Genomic DNA, 21654 nt, shown 5'->3' with positions numbered 1-21654 from the left:
GCTTGCCGAAAACCGCTTGCTCTGGCCAACGGATGTCAGGAGGCCTGGCGCACGGACGACCGGTAAAGCGCAAATGTCACCAGCAGAATGTCGAGGCCGCCGATCACCACGGGCAAGCCCAAGGGGCCGATCGCCTGCATCAGAGTGCCGGCGCCAGGCGGGCCGACGATACCGCCGGCGCCCCACATCAGCGCGAAGGCCGCATTGCCGGCAACCAGCGCCGTTCCCTTGAACCGGGTACCGAGTTCGACCAGCGCCATCGTGTAGACGCCATAGCCGACTGCACCCATGACCAGAAGCACGAGCCAGATCGCCGGCGTCGTGATCAACAGCGGCAGCAGAGCCGCGCAAACTGCCGTCGCCAATGCGCAAAAGATGATCATCGCCCGGCCGCCGAAACGCTCGGCCAGCAGGCCGAGCGGAATTTGCAGGAAGATGTTGCCCAGCGACAGTGCCATCACCAGCGCTGCCAGCACCCTTTCAGGCAAGCCATAGGCAGCGCCGAAGACCGGCATCAGAGCATATGTGCCCTGCTGGACCGCCGCTGAAACCAGCACGGCAAACAGCAGCGCCGGCGCCAGCCTGGCGAAACTGAAAAAGCCGCCGGAAGACTGGCCGTCATCCTCGAAGCCGGCAAGGCTCGACGAAACGCTGCGCAGGATCGCCGCGCACAGCGCAAAGCCGCCGATACCAACAAGGAACGGAACCCAGCCCGCTGTGCCGACCACGGTCAGCACCAGGGGCCCGGCCGCATAGCCAGCGCCGAGCATGGTGTTGAACGCCCCCATCACCCTGCCGCGGCGCGACGGCGGCGCCAGCGACAATGCCCACACTTCGCCAAGGATGTAGAGCGGGTTGATGACGACGCCGACGATAAAGCGGATGACGAACCAGGCCACCCAGTCCTGCAAATAGCCGATCGCAAGAAAGCACAGCGCCCCGATCAGCGAGCAGCCGACGGCCAGTGTGCGGGCGCCGACCAGCCGCACGGCGGCCGGCACGAACGACGCCGAAAGGATCAGCCCGAGCGGCATCATGGCCGCCGACAGCCCGATCAGCGCCGGCGACATGCCTTGCTTCTGCATCAAGAGCGTGAACAGCGGCGAGCTCAACCCTTGCGCCGCGCCGAACATGGCCAGCGCCGCGGTAACGCCGGCAAGCGCTCCCCATTGCGTTGCCGCTTCGCCATCGCTCGAGCCGGTCGTGGCCATGCTGCTCCCATCACCCGGATAATTGCCGCGCATCGAGGCGGCGTGCCCCAGCTACCGGTTGAATGCCGGAAAAGGAAGGTCCAGGGCAGAAATCCAATTGTACGGGATGCCCGCCGCGTTCGGCAGGCGCTTTGCCTGGGCCGGCATCGCGATCGCTACGTCAACAGTCTTGCGTTGCCGCCTTGGACGATCATGGTGAGATGCCTCTGGTAGTCCGAATATTCGGCATTTTCCCGTTGGATACGGCCGAGTTTCGGGTCGGCAGTGTTCGACCAGGGCAGCAGTGCGATTGCCGCCGCAACAGGAGTAAGATTGCTGCCTGCGCCCACGGCCAATGTCGCTATCAATCCGTAGATTTCGCCACTGATTTGAGGACGACCCAGAATGACAAGGCGCATCTGCCCCTGATCATTGGTGTAGAGATAGATCTGCCCCGATTTGTTAGGCATCGAGACAACGCCCTTTTGCGAAAATGGGGCGTCCAGCCGATCCGTTTCGCGAAACGCCAGGCAGCCCTGACTGTCGTCCCAGTATATTTGCATGCGATACGCATAGATCGCGCCTGCGACCTCAAACGAAGGCCGCAGCGTCAAATAATCTCCTTCCAGCCAGGCAACGCCAGCCTTGGCATATCCGCCGAGATGAACCCCGGCAGAAGGCTTGAAGGCCGGATCGCGCAACGAGACGCCTAAGGCGGCCTCCAGCCGAACAATACTCGCGGTTGTGAACGGACGGCTGCCGTTGAGGACCTTTTCCAGGGTTGAAATGCTGATTTTGGCGGTGTCGGCCAGCATCTGACGCGACATGCGACGGCGGGCCAATTCCTCTCGGATGCGCTGCGCCATCGTTATGTTCTGGTTCTTGGACGGTTCGATATCTGGCCTCATCTTGGCACCGGACAAATCCGCACAAAGCCATACATCACGCGACCGCCAATGCCAATCAAGGCCAAACAAAACGCTAACCCCGGGAGGCCGTCAAACGCATTGTTCACAACGGATACGAGCGGGGGATGCGATGACTATTTTCACCTTCTGCAGGCAATTGGCCATGACCGGCGCTTGCATATTCCTGATGACCGGCACAGCGTTCGCGTGGCCGATCATGAGCGGCGACACACGGCGCTCGGAGTGTGTCGAGGCCTTGGCGATGGCCTCGGCGCAATTCAAGTCCGACACGTTCAGTATGCGGGCGCCGTTGCCCATCGCGGCCGCTGCAATGTCGCGATTGGTGCTCAGCGTCAGCGAAGAGCATATCGAGGCAGGCGACGCCCAAAGTGCCGATCCCAACGTGTTCGGCAAAATGACTTATCCGGGCAATCCCAACACGCTGCGCAACGTGTACTGGCAAATTTCGCCGCAGCGGGGCAAGCGACTGATTGTAGCCGAGAGCCAGGTTGGCTGGCGTGGCGACTGGTACAGTTATTATCTGGCCGATCCGTCGCTTCCCGTCGAAACGTACCTGGTGGATCCTGAGCAGCTAAGAAGGCTCGGATTGAAACCTGTAATCGGCGAAGTATGGCGGCCGCTGCAGCTGCTGCAGAATTCGGCGTCGGGCCAGATTTGGGCCATAGATCAAAATGAGCAAAGGAACTGGGACGTATACATACTGGACGAGGCCGGCATGTCCGCCCGTTGCCACGTCGCCTTCATGCCTGATGTGCCCCCTGCGGTCCGACTGTTGCCGAAACCGACGCAACGCTTTGCAAGCTTGCTTGCCGAGGCGCTCGGGCCAGGAAGAAATGAAGGCACACTTCAGCCCACCGCTCGGATTGCATATGATGTGGAACAAGCTTGGGCCAATGCCGCCATGCGGCCATGGGCGCTAAAACGCGAGCCCTACAACTCACGCGCCGAGGTTGATGACGGCCTCGAAAAATGGGCAATGCGCGGCCCGAAATATCGCCGCACATACCGCGCCATCCGTAGGCAATACCCGAAAGCAGTTGCGGCGCTGGCGTCCTACTATCGCACTACTTTCAGCAAGTCGCCGCAGGCCGCACGGGAAATGGCAGCTCAATCTATGGACTACCTATACCGCAGTTATTTCGTCTTCCATCGCGAGTCATGAGGCACCCCGCCCGGTTTGACCTGAAAAACGATCCTCGCCCTCAAGATCGCAAAATCGGTCATCCAGTCGATTGAGACTGTTGCAACCTGCCGTTCCGGCATGTCGCTTCCCTCGCCCTAGTGGTCGCCGCCTCCGCAATGGCCTGAAGTCAGCCGGTCCATTATGCCGCCCGCTACCCGCATTGTACGAGGACCATCATGACCGCTGCCCTGCATCCAGCCGAACCGCCCTTGGCAACCGACCGCGCCCGTCGCGGTGGCCGTGCGGGCAAGCGCGCCGGCGGCTCGGCCGCCTTCGAGCAGCCGGCGTTCCGGCAGCTGAGAAACCCGCTGACGCCGACCAGGCTGGTCTCGGACGACGAACTGGAATCGATCCACCTCGCCTCTCTGCGCGTGCTCAGGGAAATCGGCGTCGACGTCCTGCATGACGAGGCCCGCCGCATCATGAAGGCGCACGGCGCCGACGTCCGCGACGGCAGCGAGCGGGTGCGCTTCGACAGCGACATGATCCTCGACCTTGTCTCGAACTGCCCGTCCGAATTCACCATCCATGCCCGCAATCCGGCGCACAATGTACGCTTCGGCGGCAACAATCTGATCATTTCGATGATGGCGTCGGCGCCCAACTGCTCCGACATCGATCGCGGCCGCCGGCCCGGCAACCAGCAGGACTACCGCAACTTCCTCAAGCTTGCGCAGATGCACAACATCCTGAACTGCACGGGCGGCTATCCGGTCGAGCCGACCGATATCCATCCGTCGGTCCGCCACCTCGAATGTATTCGCGATCTCAGCGTGCTCACCGACAAGGTGTTCCACATCTATTCACTCGGCAAGGAGCGCAATGTCGACGGTATCGAGATCGCCAGGATCGCGCGCGGCATCAGCCACGAGCAGATGCTCGAAGAGCCGTCCGTCTTCACCATCATCAACACCAATTCGCCGCTCAAGCTCGACGTGCCGATGATGGAAGGCATCATCCAGATGTCGAGCAAGGGTCAGGTCGTCGTGGTGACGCCGTTCACCCTGTCGGGCGCCATGGCGCCGGTCACCATTGCCGGCGCGCTGGTGCAGCAGAATGCCGAGGCGCTGTCCGGCATTGCCTTTGCCCAGATGGTGCGCAAGGGCGCGCCCGTCGGCTATGGCGGCTTTACCTCCAATGTCGACATGAAGTCCGGTTCACCGGCCTTCGGCACGCCGGAATACATGAAGGCGCAGCTCGTCGGCGGCCAGCTTGCCCGCCGCTACAACATCCCTTACCGCACCTCCAACACCTGCGCCGCCAACACGGTCGACGCGCAGGCCGCCTATGAAAGCGTGTTCTCGCTGTGGGGCGCCATCCAGGGCGGCGGCAATCTGATGATGCATGCGGCCGGCTGGCTCGAAGGCGGCCTGCGCTGCTCCTACGAAAAGACCATCGTCGACATCGACCTCCTGCAGATGGTGGCGGAATTCCTGACCCCGCTCGACCTTTCCGAAGAGGCGCTCGGCTTCGACGCCATCCAGTCCGTCGGCCCCGGCGGCCATTTCTTCGGTACCCAGCACACGCAGGACCGCTACAAGACCGCCTTCTATTCGCCGATCATTTCCGACTGGCGCAATTTCGAGACCTGGGCGGAAGCAGGCTCACCCACAGCGCTCGAAAAGGCCAACCGCGTCTGGAAGGAGCGGCTGGCGTCCTACGAAGAGCCCTACATGGACCCGGCCATCCGCGAAGAACTCAACGCCTTCGTCGCCAAGCGCCGCTCCGAAGGCGGCGCGCCGACCGATTTTTGACCGACACGCAGCGATGGATTTTGACTCCGGCGCTGCTCGCCGCCGACCAACCATCTGAATCAATCTACGCAAAAACGGACTTATCTTCATGAAATCTCATGCAAAAGCGGTTGTCATCGGCGGCGGTGTCGTTGGCTGCTCGGTGCTCTATCACCTGGCCAAGGCCGGCTGGACCGACATCATGCTGATCGAGCGCTCGGAGCTGACCTCCGGCTCGTCCTGGCATGCGGCCGGTGGCTTCCACACGCTGAACGGCGACCCCAACGTCGCCAAGTTGCAGGCCTATACGGTGCAGCTCTACAAGGAGATCGAGGAGCTTTCCGGCCAGTCCTGCTCGCTGCATCTGACCGGCGGCGTGATGATGGCCGATACGCCGGAGCGCATGGACTTCCTGCGCCTTGCCCACGCCAAGGGCCGCTATCTCGGCATGGACACCGAACTGATCACGCCGTCGGAAGCCAAGGCGATGTTCCCGCTGATGGACGAGACGAATTTCGTCGGCGCCATGTGGGATCCGGTCGAGGGCCATCTCGATCCGTCCGGCACGACGATCGCCTACTCCAAAGCGGCGAAAAAGCTGGGCGCCGAGATCGTGCTGCGCAACCGCGTCGTCGAGCTGACGCAGGAGGTTGACGGCACCTGGAACGTCGTCACCGAGCAAGGCACGGTCAAGGCCGAGCACGTCGTCAACTGCGGCGGCCTGTGGGCGCGCGAGATCGGTCGCATGGTCGGCGTCGAGCTGCCAGTCCTGGCCATGGAGCACATGTATCTTTTGACCGAACCGATGCCGGAGGTCGAGGAATTCAACAGGTCGACCGGCCGCGAGATGATCGGTGTGCTCGATTTCAAGGGCGAGATCTACACCCGCCAGGAGCGCAACGGCATCCTGCTCGGCACCTACGAGAAGGCCTGCAAGCCGTGGTCGCCGGTCAACACGCCGTGGGATTTCGGGCATGAACTGCTGCAGCCCGATATCGACCGCATCGCGCCGTCGCTGGAGATCGGCTTCAAGCATTTCCCCGGCATCGAAAAGGCCGGCATCAAGCAGATCATCAACGGCCCCTTCACCTTCGCGCTTGACGGCAACCCGCTGGTCGGCCCGGTGCAGGGCCTGACCAATTTCTGGTGCGCCTGCGCCGTGATGGCCGGGTTCAGCCAGGGCGGCGGCGTCGGTCTGGCGCTGTCCAACTGGATGGTCAATGGCGATCCCGGCTTCGACGTCTGGGGCATGGATGTGGCTCGCTTCGGCGAATGGGCCGGCCTGCGCTACACCAACGCCAAGGTGCGCGAAAATTATTCGCGGCGTTTCTCCATCCGCTTCCCCAACGAGGAACTGCCCGCCGCTCGGCCCGCGCAGACGACGCCGCTCTATGACACGATGCTGGCCAACAACGCCGTCATGGGCGACTCCTGGGGTCTCGAGACCCCACTCTGGTTCGCACCGAAGGGCAAGGAACCTAAGGACGTCGTCTCCTTCCACCGCTCCAACGACTTTGGGCCGATCGGCGAGGAAGTGCGCGCCACCCGCGAAAAGGTCGGCGTCACCGAAATCGCCAACTTCGCCAAATACGAGGTGTCAGGCCCGGGATCGGAGGACTTCCTCAACCGTCTGATGACCAACCGCATGCCCAAGACCGGCCGCATCGTGCTGACGCCGATGCTGAACGAATTCGGCCGGCTGATCGGCGACTTCACCATCGCCAAGGCCGGTGAAGACCGCTTCATGATCTGGGGCTCGTCGGCGGCGCAAAAGTACCATATGCGCTGGTTCGAGAAGCATTTGCCCAGGGATGGGTCGGTACGCATTCACCGCTTCGACCAGACGCTGGTCGGCCTGTCGATCGCCGGTCCGAAATCGCGCGACCTGCTGCAGAAGCTGGTCGATGTCGACATCTCGACCAAGGCCTTCCGCTTCATGGATTTCCGCGAGATGGCGGTCGGCGGCGCGCCTTGCCTGGTCAACCGCATCACCTACACCGGTGACCTCGGCTACGAGATCTGGATGGCGCCGGCCTATCAACGCCTCGTCTACAAGGAGATCAAGGACGCCGGCGAAGAGTTTGGCCTCGTCGATTTCGGCATGCGCGCTCTGCTGTCGATGCGCCTGGAAAAGAACTTCCCGACCTGGTTCCGCGAGTTGCGGCCGATCTACGGGCCGTTCGAAGGCGCGATGGACCGCTTCATCAAGCTCGAGAAGAACGACTTCATCGGCCGCGAAGCTGCCGCCAAGGAACAGGCGGAAGGGCCAAAACTGCGCCGTGTCTCCTTCATCGTCGATGCCGCCGATGCCGATGTGATGGGCGACGAGCCGATCTGGGCCAAGGTCAGCAAGGATTATGGCACGGTGGAAAAGCCGCATGGCTACGGCGCGCCACGCTTCGACACGTCAGGCAAGGAAATACGCGGCTCCAAGGCTGCACAAGGCGCATCCGCCGTGCGCGGTATCGTCGACGGCGACTGGCGCGTGGTCGGCTGGGTGACCTCGGGCGGCTACGCGCACTATGTGCAAAAATCGATGGCACAAGGCTATGTGCCGGCAGCGCTTGCCGAGAACGAGACCGCCGGCCTGTTCGAGATCGAAATCCTCGGCCACCGGCGGCCGGCCCGCATCAACGTCGAGCCGCCCTTCGATCCGAGCGGCGACAAGATGCGGACTTGAGCGTCATGCACAGCGAGGCGCCAAAGGGGAGCTTCGGCCGCCATCGCAAGATCATGCCGTTTGTATCAGGCTCGATCGAGGCGTTGCGCGAGGACTCTCGCCAGAAGGCGGCCTCGCTCAACCAGCATGTGCTTGGCTACGGTGCCCAGGCTGAAGCGGAATGGTCGGCGGCAGGCATTACCGCTCCCGATCTGCCGGCGATGCGAAAGTACCGACTGGAGCGCATCCGCGCTGAGCTGAAGCGGCGCGGCTACGCCGGCGCCCTGCTCTACGATCCCGTCAACATCCGCTACGCCACCGATTCCACCAACATGCAGCTGTGGGTGGCGCACAATCCGACGCGGCATTGTTTCGTCGCCGCCGAAGGTCCGGTGGTGCTGTTCGACTATTTCTCCTGCGAGCACCTGTCCGATCATTCCGGCGTTGTCGACGAAGTGCGACCGGCGGTGTCGTGGATGTATCTCTACGGCGGCGAGTTGACCGAACAGAAGGTACGGCGCTGGGCCGCCGGCATCGCCGACCTGGTGAGGGAACATGGCGGCGGCAACAGCCGCGTTGCGGTAGACCATCTCAATCCGGAAGGCGTCGAGGAACTCGCCCGTCTTGGTGTTTCCATCGGCAATGGCGAAGCGGTGATGGAGAACGCGCGGCTGATCAAATCTCCACACGAAATCCTTGCCATGCGCCGGGCGATCGTCGCCTGCGAGGCGGCGATGGGCGAGATGGAGCAGGCGCTGAAGCCGGGGATTTCCGAGAATGAACTTTGGGCCGAACTGCATCGTGGCAACATCGCCCGCGGCGGCGAGTGGATCGAGACCCGGCTCTTGTCGTCAGGCCCGCGCACCAATCCCTGGTTTCAGGAATGCTCGTCGCGCAAGATTGAAGCCGGCGATCTTGTCGCTTTCGACACCGACCTGATCGGCCCCTACGGCTTCTGTGCCGACCTGTCGCGCACATGGCTTTGCGGCGACAAGAACCCGTCGAACGAGCAGCGCGACCTGTTCCGCATTGCTGCCGACCAGATCGCCCACAACACCGAACTGATGCAGCCCGGAGTATCCTTCCGCGACCTCGTCGAACGCTCGGCGGTGCCGCCTGGAGATTGCTTCCCGACGCGCTACGGCGTGCTCTATCACGGCGTCGGACTGGCCGACGAATATCCGACGCTGCCGCATGCCAGCGACTGGACGTCAGACACGCCCGATGGCGTGCTGGAGCCGGGCATGGTGCTGTGTGTGGAAAGCTATATCGGCAGGCTCGGCGGGCGCGAGGGCGTCAAGATCGAGGAGCAGATCCTGATCACTGAAACCGGCAACGAGCAGCTCTCAACCTACCCGCTGGATGCGAGGCTGCTCGGCTAATCCGGCAAGCGCTTCGCGCATTGCCCGGACCGTCTTTTCCAGCGTCCTTGCGGCTGTAATGAACGGCAGGCCCTTGCGCCGCGCCGTCCAGCCAACGACCATCACCTTTTGCGCGGCCGGTTCGAAACGCTGCGCCAGCGCCCAGCTCTCGCAGTCGATGGCCGCGACATCGGCCCTGCCCTCGGCGACGGCGACGATCGAGCCGCGGTGGCCGCCGCTTTCGCTGCGCGACGAAAAGACATCGAGGCTTTCGCCCAGCGTCTCCAGGTCGCGCGTTAGCCCGATGAAGCCTGACATCGAATCGCGGCTGTTGAAGGTGAAGCGCTTGCCGCGGATCAGATCAAGCGGGAGGAAGGGGCTGCCATCGGCGGGCGATCGAGCCTCCGGCCCCTCGCCTGTCCGCATCATCAGCGCGCTCGAATAAAGCTCGCCTTGCCCACCCTCGTAAGCGTCGTAGCTTGGCTGGCCGACGACCTGCACATGCCTGGACAGTCCAAGCTCCATCGGCCCCCAGCAGGTCTGCGCGAACAACAGCGCCGGATGCAGCCAAAGTTTGTGATAGTCGAGTTCGTCCGGCGGCAGGGTCGCGGGATCTGGCGCGACCAATGCACCGGCAGCATCCCTGATACCGCCCGGCACCGGCGGCAGATCGCCATTGCGGCGCGCGATGGTCTGCGGCGCGTCGACACCTTTTTGCCGGAAGGCCTCGCGCAAGCGTGCCCATTGCGCGTCGACCTCGCCGCGCACTTCGGGCCAGTCATACATAGGCAACGCTGCAACCAATTCACTCATGCCGACACTCAATCATCATGTCTTAGGAAAGGACGCGGCGTCCAATCAGAATTCGCCGACACCGATCCCGGACGCTTGAAATTATTCCTTGGGCGGCTCGGCGGGAACCGGCGCACTGCCAAGCCCGCTGATGCTGCGCGCCCTGACGCGCGGCTTGAACGCCCTGCCCGGCTCGGCTTGGCGCCGCAGCACCGGATGCACGATCGGCTCCTTCGCCTTGAAGGCGTAAGCCTTGATCAGCGCGAAATAGTTCGGATAGGCATAGCCATTGTTCATCCGCAGCCATTCGTCGCGGCGGTCGCGAAACAGCTTTGGCAGCCGGTACCAGGCCACCGTCGGGCTCTTGTGGTGGACGAAATGCAGATTGTTGTTGAGGAACAGGAAGGACAGTGGCGAGCGCTCGACGATCACCGTGCGTCCCTCCGGATGTTCCGACCACTGATGCTCGGCAAAAGTGCGGATCGAGATCAGCGACTGGCCGAGCCAGACCGGCACCAGGATGTAAAGCCACAGCGGAATGCCGAATCCGAACTGCACGATTGGCAGCACGATGGCGAGGCCGATGGCGTGCAGCAGCCAGGCCTTGCGGATCGCCTTGTCGCCGGCAGCCATCAGCTTGGCGTCGTCGATGAAGAAGCCGACACAGGACAGCCACGGGCCAAGCACAAAGCGGCCGGCCATGGTGTTGTTGATCTTGAGCAGGAATTTCATCAGCGGCGGCAAATCGTCATGCTGCCAGAGCGCCTGGTAGTAGCTCTCGGGATCATCCAGCGGATCGGTCAGCCGTTCGTCGGCGTGGTGGCGCAGATGGATGGTCTTGAAGCGGCGGAACGGCCAGACCAAGCCGATCGGCAGGAACACGAAAGCTTCGTTGAGCTGCGCGTTGCGGGTCGGATGACCGTGCAGCACTTCGTGCATGATTGAGGATTGCAGTGCGGCCGTGAAGGCCAGAATGGCAAGTGCCAAAAGCGGATACGAAGGCCAGATCAAAAAGCCGGTGACCAGCCATAGTCCGTAACAGAAGAAAGCGAGAACCACGGTCGGCCATTCGATGGCCGGTGCGCCGCTTCGTCTCTTACCCATGCTTGCCATGCGATCGACCACTGCCTTTCAGTCGCCGGAACCATTTTTGATTCCTGACAGCATTGTGTCAGGAGCCTTGGGTTGCTGCAACGCGACAAAGCGCACAAACTGTTGCGATTGCGCATTTTAAGCCGCATATGTTATCTATTGTAAACAAGCTTAGGGATTCATTTACGCCTGAGGCGCGGTCCCGGCAGCTTCGGCGCAAATTTTTCCTCCAACAGCTGAGGCAAAGCTCATGGACAAGCGTGACCTGTCGACGATCTTTCGCGAGCGCCTGAAGATGCTCCTGACAAGGTCCGACCTGAACCAGTCGGCCTTCGCGGCCGCGGTCGGCATCGACCGCTCGGCGTTGTCGCAGTTGCTATCGGGCGCTTCCACCCGCCTGCCCCGCGCCGAAACGCTGCTCAACATCGCCGCCGAGTTCAAGGTGTCGCTCGACTGGCTGCTCGGCCTCAGCCAGGACGAAGGCGTCACCGGCGAAATCCGCGAGAGCCTGGAGATCGAGGAAGCCACCGGCGGCTTCGACCGCACCTTGCTGGCCAGATGGCATTCGGAGGCCGCCGGCACCAAAATCCGCTACGTGCCGGCCGGCATTCCTGACCTTTTGCGCACCGAGGCGCTGGTCGAGTACGAAGCCGGCATCACCAACAAGAGCCGTGAGGCGCAGGCCGGCGAAACGCAATACCGCATCGACTACAACCGGCGGCCGGAAACCGACATGGAAGTCTGCATGCCGCGCCACACGCTGGAGATTTTTGCGCGCGGTCTGGGTGTGTGGGATCGTTTCCCGGAGGCCGACCGCCACCAGCAGCTTCTGCACATGGCGACGCTGCTCGACGACCTCTATCCCACCTTCCGTCTGTTTCTCTACGACGGGCGGATGCGCTATTCGATCCCCTACACCATTTTCGGGCCCTATCGCGCCGCGATCTATGTCGGCGATATGTATCTGGTGCTCAACGCGACCCAGCCGATCCAGACGCTGACTCGCCATTTCGACAATCTGATCCGCGCCGCCGACATCAATGCGCATGAAGCCGCCGGCTTCGCGCACAAGCTGGCCGAAATGCGATTTTGACCATCGGTTGCGCCCGTCGACATTGACTAGACATAAAGAGTTCTTTATATCCTTATCTCAATAGAGATGTCCGGAAGGCGTTTTCCATCATGACCAACCCGATTGACGCGCTGCTTGCCGAAAAGGGCATTCTGCTGGCCGATGGCGCCACCGGCACCAATCTGTTCGCCATGGGCCTCGAGGCCGGCGAAGCGCCCGAATTGCTGAACGAGACCGCGCCCGACACCATCACCAGCCTGCACCAGAATTTCGTCGATGCCGGCGCCGACATCATCCTGACCAATTCCTTCGGCGGCACCCGCCACCGGCTGAAGCTGCACCATGCGCAGGACCGCGTTCATGCACTGAACAAGCGCGCCGCCGAGATCGCCCGCGCCGTTGCCGACAAGGCCGGCAGAAAAGTCATCGTCGCCGGCTCGGTCGGCCCGACCGGCGAATTGCTGGTGCCGCTCGGCGCCATGACCTATGACGAGGCGGTCGATGCCTTTGCCGAACAGATCGAAGGCCTGAAGGAAGGCGGCGCCGAAGTCGCCTGGATCGAAACCATGTCGGCGCCGGACGAAATCCGCGCTGCCGCCGAAGCCGCCATCCGCGTCGGCCTGCCCTACACCTATACCGGTTCCTTCGACACTGCCGGCCGCACCATGATGGGGCTGTTGCCAAAAGATATCCACGGCGTCGTCGATGGGCTTTCGCAACGCCCACTTGGTGTCGGCGCCAATTGCGGCGTCGGCGCCTCCGACATCCTGGCCTCGCTGCTCGACATGACCGAGGCCAAGCCGGAGGCGACGGTAATCGTCAAGGGCAATTGCGGCATTCCGGAATTTCGCGGCACCGAGATCCACTATTCCGGCACGCCGGAGCTGATGGCCGACTATGTCAGGCTGGCGGTCGATGCCGGCGCAAAGATCGTCGGCGGCTGCTGCGGCACCTCGTTCCAGCACCTTGCCGCGATGCGCAAGGCGCTCGACGCACACACCAAGGCGGAGCGGCCAACTGTTGCAGCGATCGTCGAGCGCATCGGCCCGATGCGCAACAAGGTGGCGACGGAAAACACTGCCGAGACCAGCGAAGCCCGCCGCGAGCGGCGTCGCAGCCGGGGCTGACACTTCGGCTATTCGCTGTTTTCAGCGTAACGGGACAGCGCCGTGTTGAAATCGGTGGCGGCGCTGTCGGCATCGCCGCCCATCGTCACCAACGCACCCGATGTGCCGGGATCGGTGATCTGCTCAAGCATGACGCGGAAGCGGTCGTTGTGCAGCGCCGACATCGCGGTCTGGCGGGCTGCATTGACGTCATCCATGATACGCCGGGATTCGGGCGACGCTGTCGGCGCGGGCGCTTGTACATCCCTTGCCGATGGCAGTGTCGTCGCGATGTTCCTGATCAGCAATTGCGGCCCCCTCAAGCCCAAACGTGACTTGTTACCTAGCAAGAGGAAATTGCGATCACATGGCGGAAATCTCGCGCAATTTAACGATTCAGCGCATCAGCCGAGATCGAAACCGATTTTCCCCGGGATCATGCGGGCGCGCAGCGCCAAAAAAAGGCCGGCAAGGGAAGAACCCTTGCCGGCCTGCCTCACCCGCCCATAGGCCGGTTTCCCGTGTCAGAACGATCCCATCTGAAAGAAACCGGCCGTCATCGCCACTACCGGTTGCCGCCGAGCGCCGAGGCAAGGCGCACGAGCGAAAGGAACTCTGACCTGTACCCAAACGGGTCGGCTCCTCGGGCGGCAGTGGCAATCTCCATGATCTTGTCGTAACCGAACTTCGCGGTCGCATCCTCGTCGCGCAGCTTCTGGCCGAAGGCGGCGACAGCGACGGAGAAACGCTGGTCAGTGCTGGCTTCGTCGAAGGACGACACCTCGTTGGCCGAGGTCACCGGCGTGGTGATCAGCTTCGAGATGTCTTCGTTCGGCAGCTTGTAGCGGATCTTGACGAAAGCATATTCGCCCGCATTGGCGACGCCGCCATTGTTCACCGTCGCCTGGCCATAGCGCAGCGGGTCGATCTGCTCGCCACCACTGCCCTTGGGCGTGATCTCGTAGACCGCGGTGACCGAATGGCCGGAGCCGATATCGCCGGCATCGACGCGGTCATTGTTGAAATCCTCGCGGTTGAGCGCCCGGGTCTCATAGCCGATCAGGCGGTATTCGGAGACCTTGTTCGGGTTGAACTCGACCTGGATCTTCACGTCCTTGGCGATGGTGAACAGCGTCGACGACGCATCCTCGACCAGCACCTTCTCGGCCTCGGCGAGCGTGTCGATATAGGCGGCGGTGCCGTTGCCGTTCTGGGCGATGGTCTGCATCATCTGGTCGTTCAGATTGCCGCGGCCGAAACCGAACACCGACAGGAACACACCCGTCTTGCGCTCGCTCTCGATCAACCGCTTCAGGTCGTCATCATCAGTCTGGCCGACATTGAAGTCGCCGTCTGTGGCCAGCATCACACGGTTGACGCCGTCCTTGACGAAGGACTGCTGGGCAAGCTTGTAGGCTTCCTTGATGCCCGCCTCGCCGGCCGTCGAGCCGCCAGGCGACAGATTGTCGATGGCGTTGAGGATCTTGTCCTTCTCGGTGACCTTGGTCGGCATCAGCACGGTGCCGGCCTCACCCGCATAGGTGACGATCGAGATGGTGTCGTCCGCCTTGAGCTTGCTAACCAGCAGCCGGAACGCCGACTTGAGCAGCGGCAGCTTGTCCGGCTCGTCCATCGAGCCCGAGACGTCGATCAGGAACACCAGATTGGCCTTGGGCTGCTCGACCGGCTTGACGTCAAAGCCCTTGATGGCGACGTGCATCAGCTTGGTGTGCGTGTTCCACGGCGTCGGCATGACGCTGACGGTCGAGTTGAACGGCGTCGATGCCGAGTCCGGCCCCTTCCAGTCATAGGGGAAGTAATTCACCATCTCCTCGACGCGCACCGTGTCGGCCTGCGGCAGGTAGCCCTGCTTCAGCGAGCTGCGCACGAAGGAATAGGAAACGGTGTCGACGTCGATCGAGAAGGTCGAGACCGGATCTTCGAGTGCTGCATGCACCGGATTGGTCTTGAAATCCTCGACGCGGTCGTGGTTTTCCTCTTGCGGCAACAACTGATCGGCCGGCGCGGTCGACGGCTGCTGCGGCGCCATCAGCTTGGATTCGGCTGTTGTGCCCTGCACGCGGCCAATCCGCGCCGTATTGTCGGCCATGGGCTGGCTCGCACCACCATCCAGCGCGAACTCGCCGCTGGGCGCAGGCGCCGGCTCGGACACGACACCACGCGACAATGCGTCCTGCGCCTGGCCGCTGGCGACGGTCGACTCGGATTTCGACGGCGAGGCTGGTTTCTCGAGGGCCACGCTGACGTCACGGCTTTCAAAGTCGGCGTCGGCCTTCTTCTGCTTGTCGCCTTCGGCAACAGGCTCCTGCTTGACCGTCGCCAGCCCGTTGGTCGCCGGCCCATTAGTCGCGGGTTTGTCGGCCAGCGTTTCGGTGATCTTCTCGTCCCCGGCGAATTTGGAAGGCTGCTCCTGCAGCATATGGAAGGTGGCGTATCCGGCGATCGGCAGGGCGACGAGCCCGGCAATGGCCGGCGTGGCGTAAAGTTTCTTTTGCATGATCTCGCTCCAGAGCTTTTGTGCTCGCTCTGTGAGACGAAGCCCGGCAGCCGATCCTTGGGTGGCAGGTGAAGTTTTTTCATCCATGTCGTAAGCGCGCATGGCGGCCGTGAAGGCGCGGGCCTTTGCATCGCTGTCCGGCGCCGGCACTGCTGCGTCGCGCAGCCTGTTGAGTTCGTTGTCGTCGACCATGGTCACACTTCCCCGGCTGCGCGCATGAGCACTTTCAGCCGTTTCTTCGCTTCGTGGATGTGCCAGGAAACCGTCGTCTCCGAGATTGCCATCGCCTCGGCGGCGGCCGCATGGCTCAAGCCTTCGCCATAGACCAGCAGCACCGCGTCGCGCTGCTTGTCGGGCAGCTTTCGCACCGCCGCCCACAGAGCCTCTGCCGGGTCTTCGGGCTCGGCCGAGGCCTCGCCCGATATCATGCTGTAGGCGCCGTAGGCTTCGGTCTTGACGTTTTCGCGCGTGGTCTTGCGCATCATGTCGCGCGCCGCGTTCAGCGTCATGGTGTAGAGCCAGGTCGTGAAGGCGCCGCTGCCATGATAGTCGCGGATCGCCCGGCCAAGCCGGACGCAGACTTCCTGGGCGATATCCTCGGCGTCGGCCTTCTTTCCGCACCAGCGATAGGCGGCGCGATAGACAAAGTTGTAGTGCCTTTCCAGCAATTTGCCGAAGGCACCCCTGTCTCCGCCCTTCGCCCGCCCGATCAGATCGGCGTCGGAGGCTTCGCTTTCATCCAGCATCATCGCCATCATTTGCCTGTTGGACGAAGGCTAATGGCCAATCCTTGGGGTTATGGAAAGATTTTTTTCGGAAGCCACGAATTCAGCGCACACCAGGTGTGTCGAGATTCAGGTCAGGCCGAGCCGAGAGCTATGGGCTCCGAGAACCGGAGCGGAGCGTACTTCAGTACGTGAGCACCGGAAGCGCAGAAAGCCGGCGTTTGCAGGCCGGCCTCACCTGAATCTCAACACACCTGGCCCGCGACCCAGCCCGACGACCACGCCCACTGGAAATTATAGCCGCCCAGCCAGCCGGTGACATCGACCACTTCGCCGATGAAAAACAGGCCGGGCACCGATTTCGTCTGCATCGTCTTCTGATCAAGCGCGTTCGTATCAACCCCGCCAAGCGTCACTTCGGCGGTGCGATAGCCCTCGGAGCCGGCGGGCTTGATGCGCCAGTCGTTGACGGCGGCGTCGACGGTTTTCATCTGCAGGTCCGTCAAATCGGCGAGATTGCCGTCGATCCCGGTGCGCTCGGCGACCGCTTGTGCAAGACGCTTCGGCAGATGGTTTGCCAGCGCCGTCTGCACCGCTTGTCTGCCGTTGACGCGCCGTGCCGCGCGAAGCAGTTCGGCCACATCCGCACCGGGCAGCATGGCGATGCGGATCTCGTCGCCCTCGCGCCAGTAGGACGATATCTGCAGGATGGAAGGTCCACTCAGGCCACGATGCGTGAACAGCATCGCCTCCGAAAACCGCGTCTTGCCGCAAGCGACTTCGGCATCGACGGCATTGCCGGCCAAGGGCGCGAGCCGCTCGAGCGTCCTCGCGTCGAAGGTAAGCGGCACCAAAGCCGGGCGGGTTTCGACCACGGCCACGCCGAACCGCGTGGCCAGCTCGTAGCCAAAGCCCGACGCACCCATTTTGGGGATCGACTTGCCGCCGCAAGCCACGACCAGCGACCGGCAGGCAACCGTGCCGGTGGAGAGCGCCAGGACAAAACCCTCACCGGTTTTGTCGACACCCCGGACCTCGGTCGACAGCACCAGTTCGACACCGCGGTCCTGCATTTCCTCGACCAGCATATCGATGATCAGGCGTGCTGAGCCATCGCAGAACAGCTGTCCCAGCGTCTTCTCGTGATAGGCGATGCCGTGGCGTTCGACGAGCGCGATGAAGTCGCGCTGTGTGTAGCGGCTCAGCGCCGAGATGCAGAAATGCGGATTGCCCGAGAGGAAGTTCTTCGGGCTCGTGTGGATGTTGGTGAAATTGCACCGGCCACCGCCCGAGATGCGGATTTTTTCGCCTGGCTTTGCCGCGTGATCGAGCACCAAAACCGAACGGCCGCGCTTGCCGGCCTCGATGGCGCATATCATTCCGGCGGCACCCGCGCCGATCACCACCACATCATAGGATTGCATCAGGCCAATCGTTCCCGCTCGACCGGCGCTATTCTGGCGGCCGCGCCAATGGTTCTGCCTCTACCGCGTCAGGCAACCAACGGGCAAGACCAACAGTCAGCCAAGCGTCTCGGCAAACAGCGTCGTCAATCGCTTCCAGTGGCGCTCGGCGCCGGTCGCGTTGAAGACGCTGTGGTCCGACACGCACCAGCCATGCGCCATGCCGGCATAGTTCTCGATGGCGTGGTCGACTTCCGCCACGCGCAGCGCCTCGGCCAGTCGCGCCGACTGCTCCGGCGGAAAGCTGCGGTCGACGCCGGCAACGCCGACATAGACCCGCGCCTTGATCGAGGCCGCCTTGCGGTGCGGGCTGTCGGCATTGTCGCCGGCCAGATTGCCGCCGTGGAAGCTGGCGGCGGCCTTTATCCTGTCGGGATAGGTTGCAGCCGCATTCAATGCCCGGGCGCCGCCCATGCAATAGCCGACAGTGCCGACCGGCCCGGTGACGCCTTGCGCACTGAGCGCATCGAGGAAGGACGCGCTGTCACGGATGGTCATGTCCTGCGTCGTGCCGTGGACCAACGCCATCAGCGCGGCCTTGGTCTCTTCCACCACAAAAGCGGTCCTGGCCTCGAACGGCCCATAGGGCGCATTGCGGTAGAAGAGGTCCGGCACCAGCACCGCATAGCCCTCGCCTGCAAGCCTCTCCGCCATCCGGTCGAGTGCCGGTCGCGGACCGAAGGCATCCATGTAGAGAATGATGCCGGCCTTGGATGAGGAAGCGGCGCCCGAGCGGAAGAGCCCGGCTTTGGCTACGCCGTCGCTGGTCTTGATCTCAATGTCCTGCTTCGCCATTGCCCGCTCCGTTGACTGTCGCGCGATACATATCCGCGGGCGTTCTCAGGGCAAGCCATTCCCTGAGCCTTGCGTTCAAGATTTCGTGCGGCGTTGAGGTGGCGAGCTACAGGCCGGCAAAGCTCGCCATATGAAAGGCCTGGACCCCAGGGGGATAGCGATAGGCCGTGCCATACGGACAAGCATTGCGGTCGAGGCAGCCACCGCTGCGGCACGGTTCGCCATTCGCTCCCCGCACATGCGCCCGGCAGGGCTCATAGGCAAAACCATTCGCGGAATAGGCGTCGACCGGACAGGATTTCAGGCAAGGTTTTTCGACACATGCGTCGCAAAGGTGAATCACCTCGCGAGGTTCTGGAAGTGCTATCTCGTCCTCGAATAGCAGGGCGCCGCGATAGGCATGCCAGAGCCCGTATTGCGGATGCATGAGAATGCCGAGCGGCGACGGCTTCAGCCCCTCCGCCCGCATCGCCCATTGCTGGAACGGCAGATACGGCCTGTCGGACGGCGAGACCGTGCGTGCGCCAAAATCCTGCGCTACCGCCCCGATCACTTCGCGTGACCACGTGTCGAGCGGATTGGCCTGTGGTTGGTTCTCCCGCCAGCGCAGGAAATGCGGCCACGGCTCGGCACCCGCCTGCCCCACCAGCAGCACGGATTTGCTCGGAGCGCCGGAGAGGCCGGTTGGCGGCGTTTCGCCCGCAGCGAAATTGAAGCCACCGCGAAGGATAAGGCCGTGGGCGGAAAGCGCCGTCGCTATTTCCTCAACGGCGCGCAACGATCATCCCTTCTTGTCCGGGTCGGAGAAGGCGCTCCGCCAGACTTCCTTGTGGATGATGTTGGCGACTTTAGCCCCGCCTGACTCGGGCTCCTTTCAAGTGAAGGCGTCAGCCATCGACGCCTTCTTGGTCGCGATGTAGTCCTTCAGCCCGTCATCGATGCCCGGATCGAGATAAGGCGCCTCGTAGGTCTCCAGCCAGCGGCGGGCGAGTTCATTGGCGCGCTGCGGCGCGGTCTTCTCGCCCTCGGCCAGCCACTGCTCATAGGAATTGTTGTCGGCGATGTTGGAGCGGTAGAAGGCGGTCTGGAAATTGGCCTGGGTGTGGTCGCAGCCGAGATAGTGGCTGCCCGGACCGACCTGGCGGATGGCATCCATCGCCTGGCCGTTTTCCGACAGGTCGACGCCTTCGGAAAACTTTTGCGTCATGCCGAGCTGGTCGATGTCCATCATGAACTTTTCGTAGCAGGAGGCGAGCCCGCCTTCGAGCCAGCCGGCCGAATGCAGGACGAAGTTGGTGCCCGCAAGGATGGTCGAGTTCAGCGTGTTGGCGCTTTCATAGGCCGCCTGCGCATCCGGGATCTTCGAGGCGCAGAGCGAGCCGCCGGTGCGGAACGGCAGGCCGAGCCGCCGCGCAAGCTGCGCCGCGCCATAGGAGACCAGCGACGGTTCCGGGGTGCCGAAGGTCGGCGCGCCCGACTGCATCGAGATCGACGAGGCAAACGTGCCGAACAGCACCGGAGCGCCCGGCCGGATCAATTGCGTGAACGATGCACCGGCCAGCACTTCGGCCAGAACCTGCGTCAGCGTGCCGGCGACCGTCACCGGGCTCATCGCGCCGGCAAGGATGAACGGGGTGACGATGCAGGCCTGGTTGTGGCGCGAATAGACTTTCAGCGCGCCGAGCATGGTTTCGTCGAACACCATCGGCGAGTTGGCGTTGATCAGGCTGGTCAGCACGGTGTTGTTTTCGACAAAATCATCGCCGAACACGATCTTGGCCATGGCGACGGTGTCTTCGGCGCGCTCCGGCGCGGTCACCGAGCCCATGAACGGCTTGTCCGAATATTTGATGTGGCTGTAGATCATGTCGAGGTGGCGTTTGTTGACCGGCACGTCGACCGGCTCGCACACCGTGCCGCCCGAATGGTGGATCGACGGTGCCATATAGGCGAGCTTCACGAAATTGCGGAAATCCTCGATCGTTGCGTAACGCCTGACGCCGTCGAGGTCGCGCACGAAGGGCGGGCCGTAGACCGGCGCGAAGACCGTGGCGTTGCCGCCGATCTGCACCGAGCGCTCGGCGTTGCGCGCATGCTGGGTGTAGATGGGCGGCGCGGTCTTCAGCAGCGAACGGCAAAGGCCCTTGGGAAAGTGCACGCGCTCGCCCTTGACGTCGGCGCCGGCCTCTTTCCACAGCTGCAGCGCCTCGGCGTCGTCGCGAAAGATGATGCCGATCTCTTCGAGCACCGTGTCGGTGTTCTTCTCGATCAGCGCCAGGCCTTCCTCGTTCAGCACCTCATAGACGTTGATCTTGCGCTTGATGTAGGTGAGCTGGGTGCCGGGGCCGCCGCCCGAACGCGCCGCGCGCCTTGCAGCAGCGCCGCCGCTGGCAGCGCGTCCGCGCCGTGCGTTTGACGCTTCCTGATCGACTGGCGCGTTCTCACTCATGATCGTTCTTCCCTGAAACCTTGAAAACCGTTGCGGCCGCGTCTTGCGGCATCTGGCCGGATCGTAGCCATGCACCCTATTCGAAACGGCCCGCCAGCGCCAACGCCTGTCGCAAAATCGACAAGAAAACCAATAGATTTCCAGTCGCTTTCCTTTTGCGGGAAGTCGCAAATCAGCTATGGATCGATGCCCGTAGCGGGTTAGGTATTGAAATGATATTTGAGGCCTCGCATTGCATCCGCGTGGCAGGGAGCTGAATCAAAAAAATGGCCGACGACGAGATCATCCTTTCCGAGCTTTCCGACGACGAGTTGGTGCAGCAGATGCACGACGACCTGTATGACGGGTTGAAGGAAGAGATCGAGGAAGGCACCAACATCCTGCTCGAGCGCGGCTGGGTGCCTTACAAGGTGCTGACCGAGGCGCTGGTCGAAGGCATGCGCATCGTCGGCGAGGATTTTCGAGACGGCATCCTGTTCGTTCCCGAAGTGCTTTTGTCCGCCAACGCGATGAAGGCCGGCATGTTCATCCTGCGGCCGCTGCTCGCCGCCACCGGCGCACCCAAGCAGGGCAAGATGGTGATCGGC

General features: G+C 62.8%; 18 protein-coding genes. 7 read left to right on the top strand and 11 right to left on the bottom strand.

The genetic code is table 11. The features are described 5' to 3' along the window. Window positions 1-35: 35 nt before the first annotated feature. Both AC1DXU_RS21750 and AC1DXU_RS21745 read right to left on the bottom strand, forming a co-directional pair. A complete protein-coding gene (locus tag AC1DXU_RS21750) occupies window positions 36-1211 on the bottom strand; it encodes an MFS transporter (RefSeq protein ID WP_477372299.1) in 1176 nt (391 codons plus the stop codon). Between the two features lie 155 nt (window positions 1212-1366). Further along, window positions 1367-2056: a helix-turn-helix domain-containing protein gene (locus AC1DXU_RS21745; protein WP_477372297.1), complete on the bottom strand. Its 690-nt coding sequence runs from the start codon at window positions 2054-2056 to the stop codon at window positions 1367-1369. A gap of 172 nt (window positions 2057-2228) precedes the next feature. On the opposite strand from AC1DXU_RS21745, the gene AC1DXU_RS21740 reads away from it, so the two are divergent. The 4 genes from AC1DXU_RS21740 to AC1DXU_RS21725 all read left to right on the top strand — a co-directional run bounded on the left by AC1DXU_RS21740 (window position 2229) and on the right by AC1DXU_RS21725 (window position 9076). Next, on the top strand, window positions 2229-3281 hold the full coding sequence (locus AC1DXU_RS21740) for a hypothetical protein (RefSeq protein ID WP_477372295.1): 1053 nt from the start codon (window positions 2229-2231) through the stop codon (window positions 3279-3281). 197 nt (window positions 3282-3478) lie between these two features. After that, window positions 3479-5056 (top strand): trimethylamine methyltransferase family protein, encoded by a 1578-nt coding sequence (locus AC1DXU_RS21735; RefSeq protein WP_477372293.1) that lies wholly within the window; start codon window positions 3479-3481, stop codon window positions 5054-5056. 88 nt (window positions 5057-5144) lie between these two features. After that, a complete protein-coding gene (locus AC1DXU_RS21730; RefSeq protein ID WP_477372291.1) occupies window positions 5145-7715 on the top strand; it encodes a GcvT family protein in 2571 nt (856 codons plus the stop codon). Window positions 7716-7720: 5 nt separating this feature from the next. Further along, window positions 7721-9076 (top strand): M24 family metallopeptidase, encoded by a 1356-nt coding sequence (locus tag AC1DXU_RS21725; protein WP_477372896.1) that lies wholly within the window; start codon window positions 7721-7723, stop codon window positions 9074-9076. On the opposite strand, the gene AC1DXU_RS21720 is transcribed toward AC1DXU_RS21725, so the two are convergent. Both AC1DXU_RS21720 and AC1DXU_RS21715 read right to left on the bottom strand, forming a co-directional pair. Further along, the gene (locus AC1DXU_RS21720) at window positions 9041-9868 is read right to left on the bottom strand and encodes a phosphate/phosphite/phosphonate ABC transporter substrate-binding protein (RefSeq protein ID WP_477372289.1); all 828 of its coding nucleotides are present in this window, start codon (window positions 9866-9868) and stop codon (window positions 9041-9043) included. The genes AC1DXU_RS21725 and AC1DXU_RS21720 overlap by 36 nt on opposite strands. Window positions 9869-9949: 81 nt before the next feature. Next, complete coding sequence (locus tag AC1DXU_RS21715) at window positions 9950-10960, bottom strand: fatty acid desaturase (RefSeq protein WP_477372287.1); 1011 nt, start codon at window positions 10958-10960, stop codon at window positions 9950-9952. 229 nt (window positions 10961-11189) lie between these two features. Here AC1DXU_RS21715 and AC1DXU_RS21710 point away from each other — a divergent pair, with 229 nt between their 5' ends. Next, a complete protein-coding gene (locus AC1DXU_RS21710; RefSeq protein ID WP_477247795.1) occupies window positions 11190-12032 on the top strand; it encodes a helix-turn-helix domain-containing protein in 843 nt (280 codons plus the stop codon). 89 nt (window positions 12033-12121) lie between these two features. Beyond that, window positions 12122-13138: a betaine--homocysteine S-methyltransferase gene (bmt, locus tag AC1DXU_RS21705; RefSeq protein WP_477372285.1), complete on the top strand. Its 1017-nt coding sequence runs from the start codon at window positions 12122-12124 to the stop codon at window positions 13136-13138. Window positions 13139-13146: 8 nt separating this feature from the next. Here bmt and AC1DXU_RS21700 read toward each other — a convergent pair whose 3' ends face one another. The 7 genes from AC1DXU_RS21700 to AC1DXU_RS21670 form a co-directional block, all read right to left on the bottom strand. Beyond that, window positions 13147-13425 (bottom strand): hypothetical protein, encoded by a 279-nt coding sequence (locus AC1DXU_RS21700; RefSeq protein WP_477372283.1) that lies wholly within the window; start codon window positions 13423-13425, stop codon window positions 13147-13149. 257 nt (window positions 13426-13682) lie between these two features. Further along, on the bottom strand, window positions 13683-15827 hold the full coding sequence (locus AC1DXU_RS21695; protein ID WP_477372281.1) for a vWA domain-containing protein: 2145 nt from the start codon (window positions 15825-15827) through the stop codon (window positions 13683-13685). Window positions 15828-15829: 2 nt separating this feature from the next. After that, window positions 15830-16390 (bottom strand): RNA polymerase sigma factor, encoded by a 561-nt coding sequence (locus tag AC1DXU_RS21690; protein WP_477372279.1) that lies wholly within the window; start codon window positions 16388-16390, stop codon window positions 15830-15832. A 215-nt stretch (window positions 16391-16605) separates the two neighbouring features. After that, window positions 16606-17784, bottom strand: coding sequence for a BaiN/RdsA family NAD(P)/FAD-dependent oxidoreductase (locus AC1DXU_RS21685; RefSeq protein ID WP_477372278.1), 1179 nt, complete (start codon window positions 17782-17784; stop codon window positions 16606-16608). Window positions 17785-17880: 96 nt separating this feature from the next. After that, on the bottom strand, window positions 17881-18618 hold the full coding sequence (locus tag AC1DXU_RS21680; RefSeq protein ID WP_477372276.1) for a dienelactone hydrolase family protein: 738 nt from the start codon (window positions 18616-18618) through the stop codon (window positions 17881-17883). A gap of 106 nt (window positions 18619-18724) precedes the next feature. Next, window positions 18725-19396 carry a hypothetical protein gene (locus tag AC1DXU_RS21675; RefSeq protein ID WP_477372274.1) on the bottom strand — a complete coding sequence of 224 codons (672 nt, stop codon included), beginning with the start codon at window positions 19394-19396 and terminating at the stop codon, window positions 18725-18727. A 96-nt stretch (window positions 19397-19492) separates the two neighbouring features. Next, the gene (locus tag AC1DXU_RS21670) at window positions 19493-21067 is read right to left on the bottom strand and encodes a trimethylamine methyltransferase family protein (RefSeq protein WP_477247778.1); all 1575 of its coding nucleotides are present in this window, start codon (window positions 21065-21067) and stop codon (window positions 19493-19495) included. A gap of 266 nt (window positions 21068-21333) precedes the next feature. Between AC1DXU_RS21670 and AC1DXU_RS21665 the strand changes: the two genes are divergently transcribed. Then, on the top strand, window positions 21334-21654 hold a 321-nt coding region (locus AC1DXU_RS21665; protein ID WP_477366070.1), incomplete at its 3' end, for a B12-binding domain-containing protein.

The sequence above is a fragment of the Mesorhizobium sp. P3_A10 genome, assembly GCF_056403175.1.
Note: the sequence above shows the minus strand (reverse complement) of the source record. Positions and strands in the feature narration are given on the sequence as shown.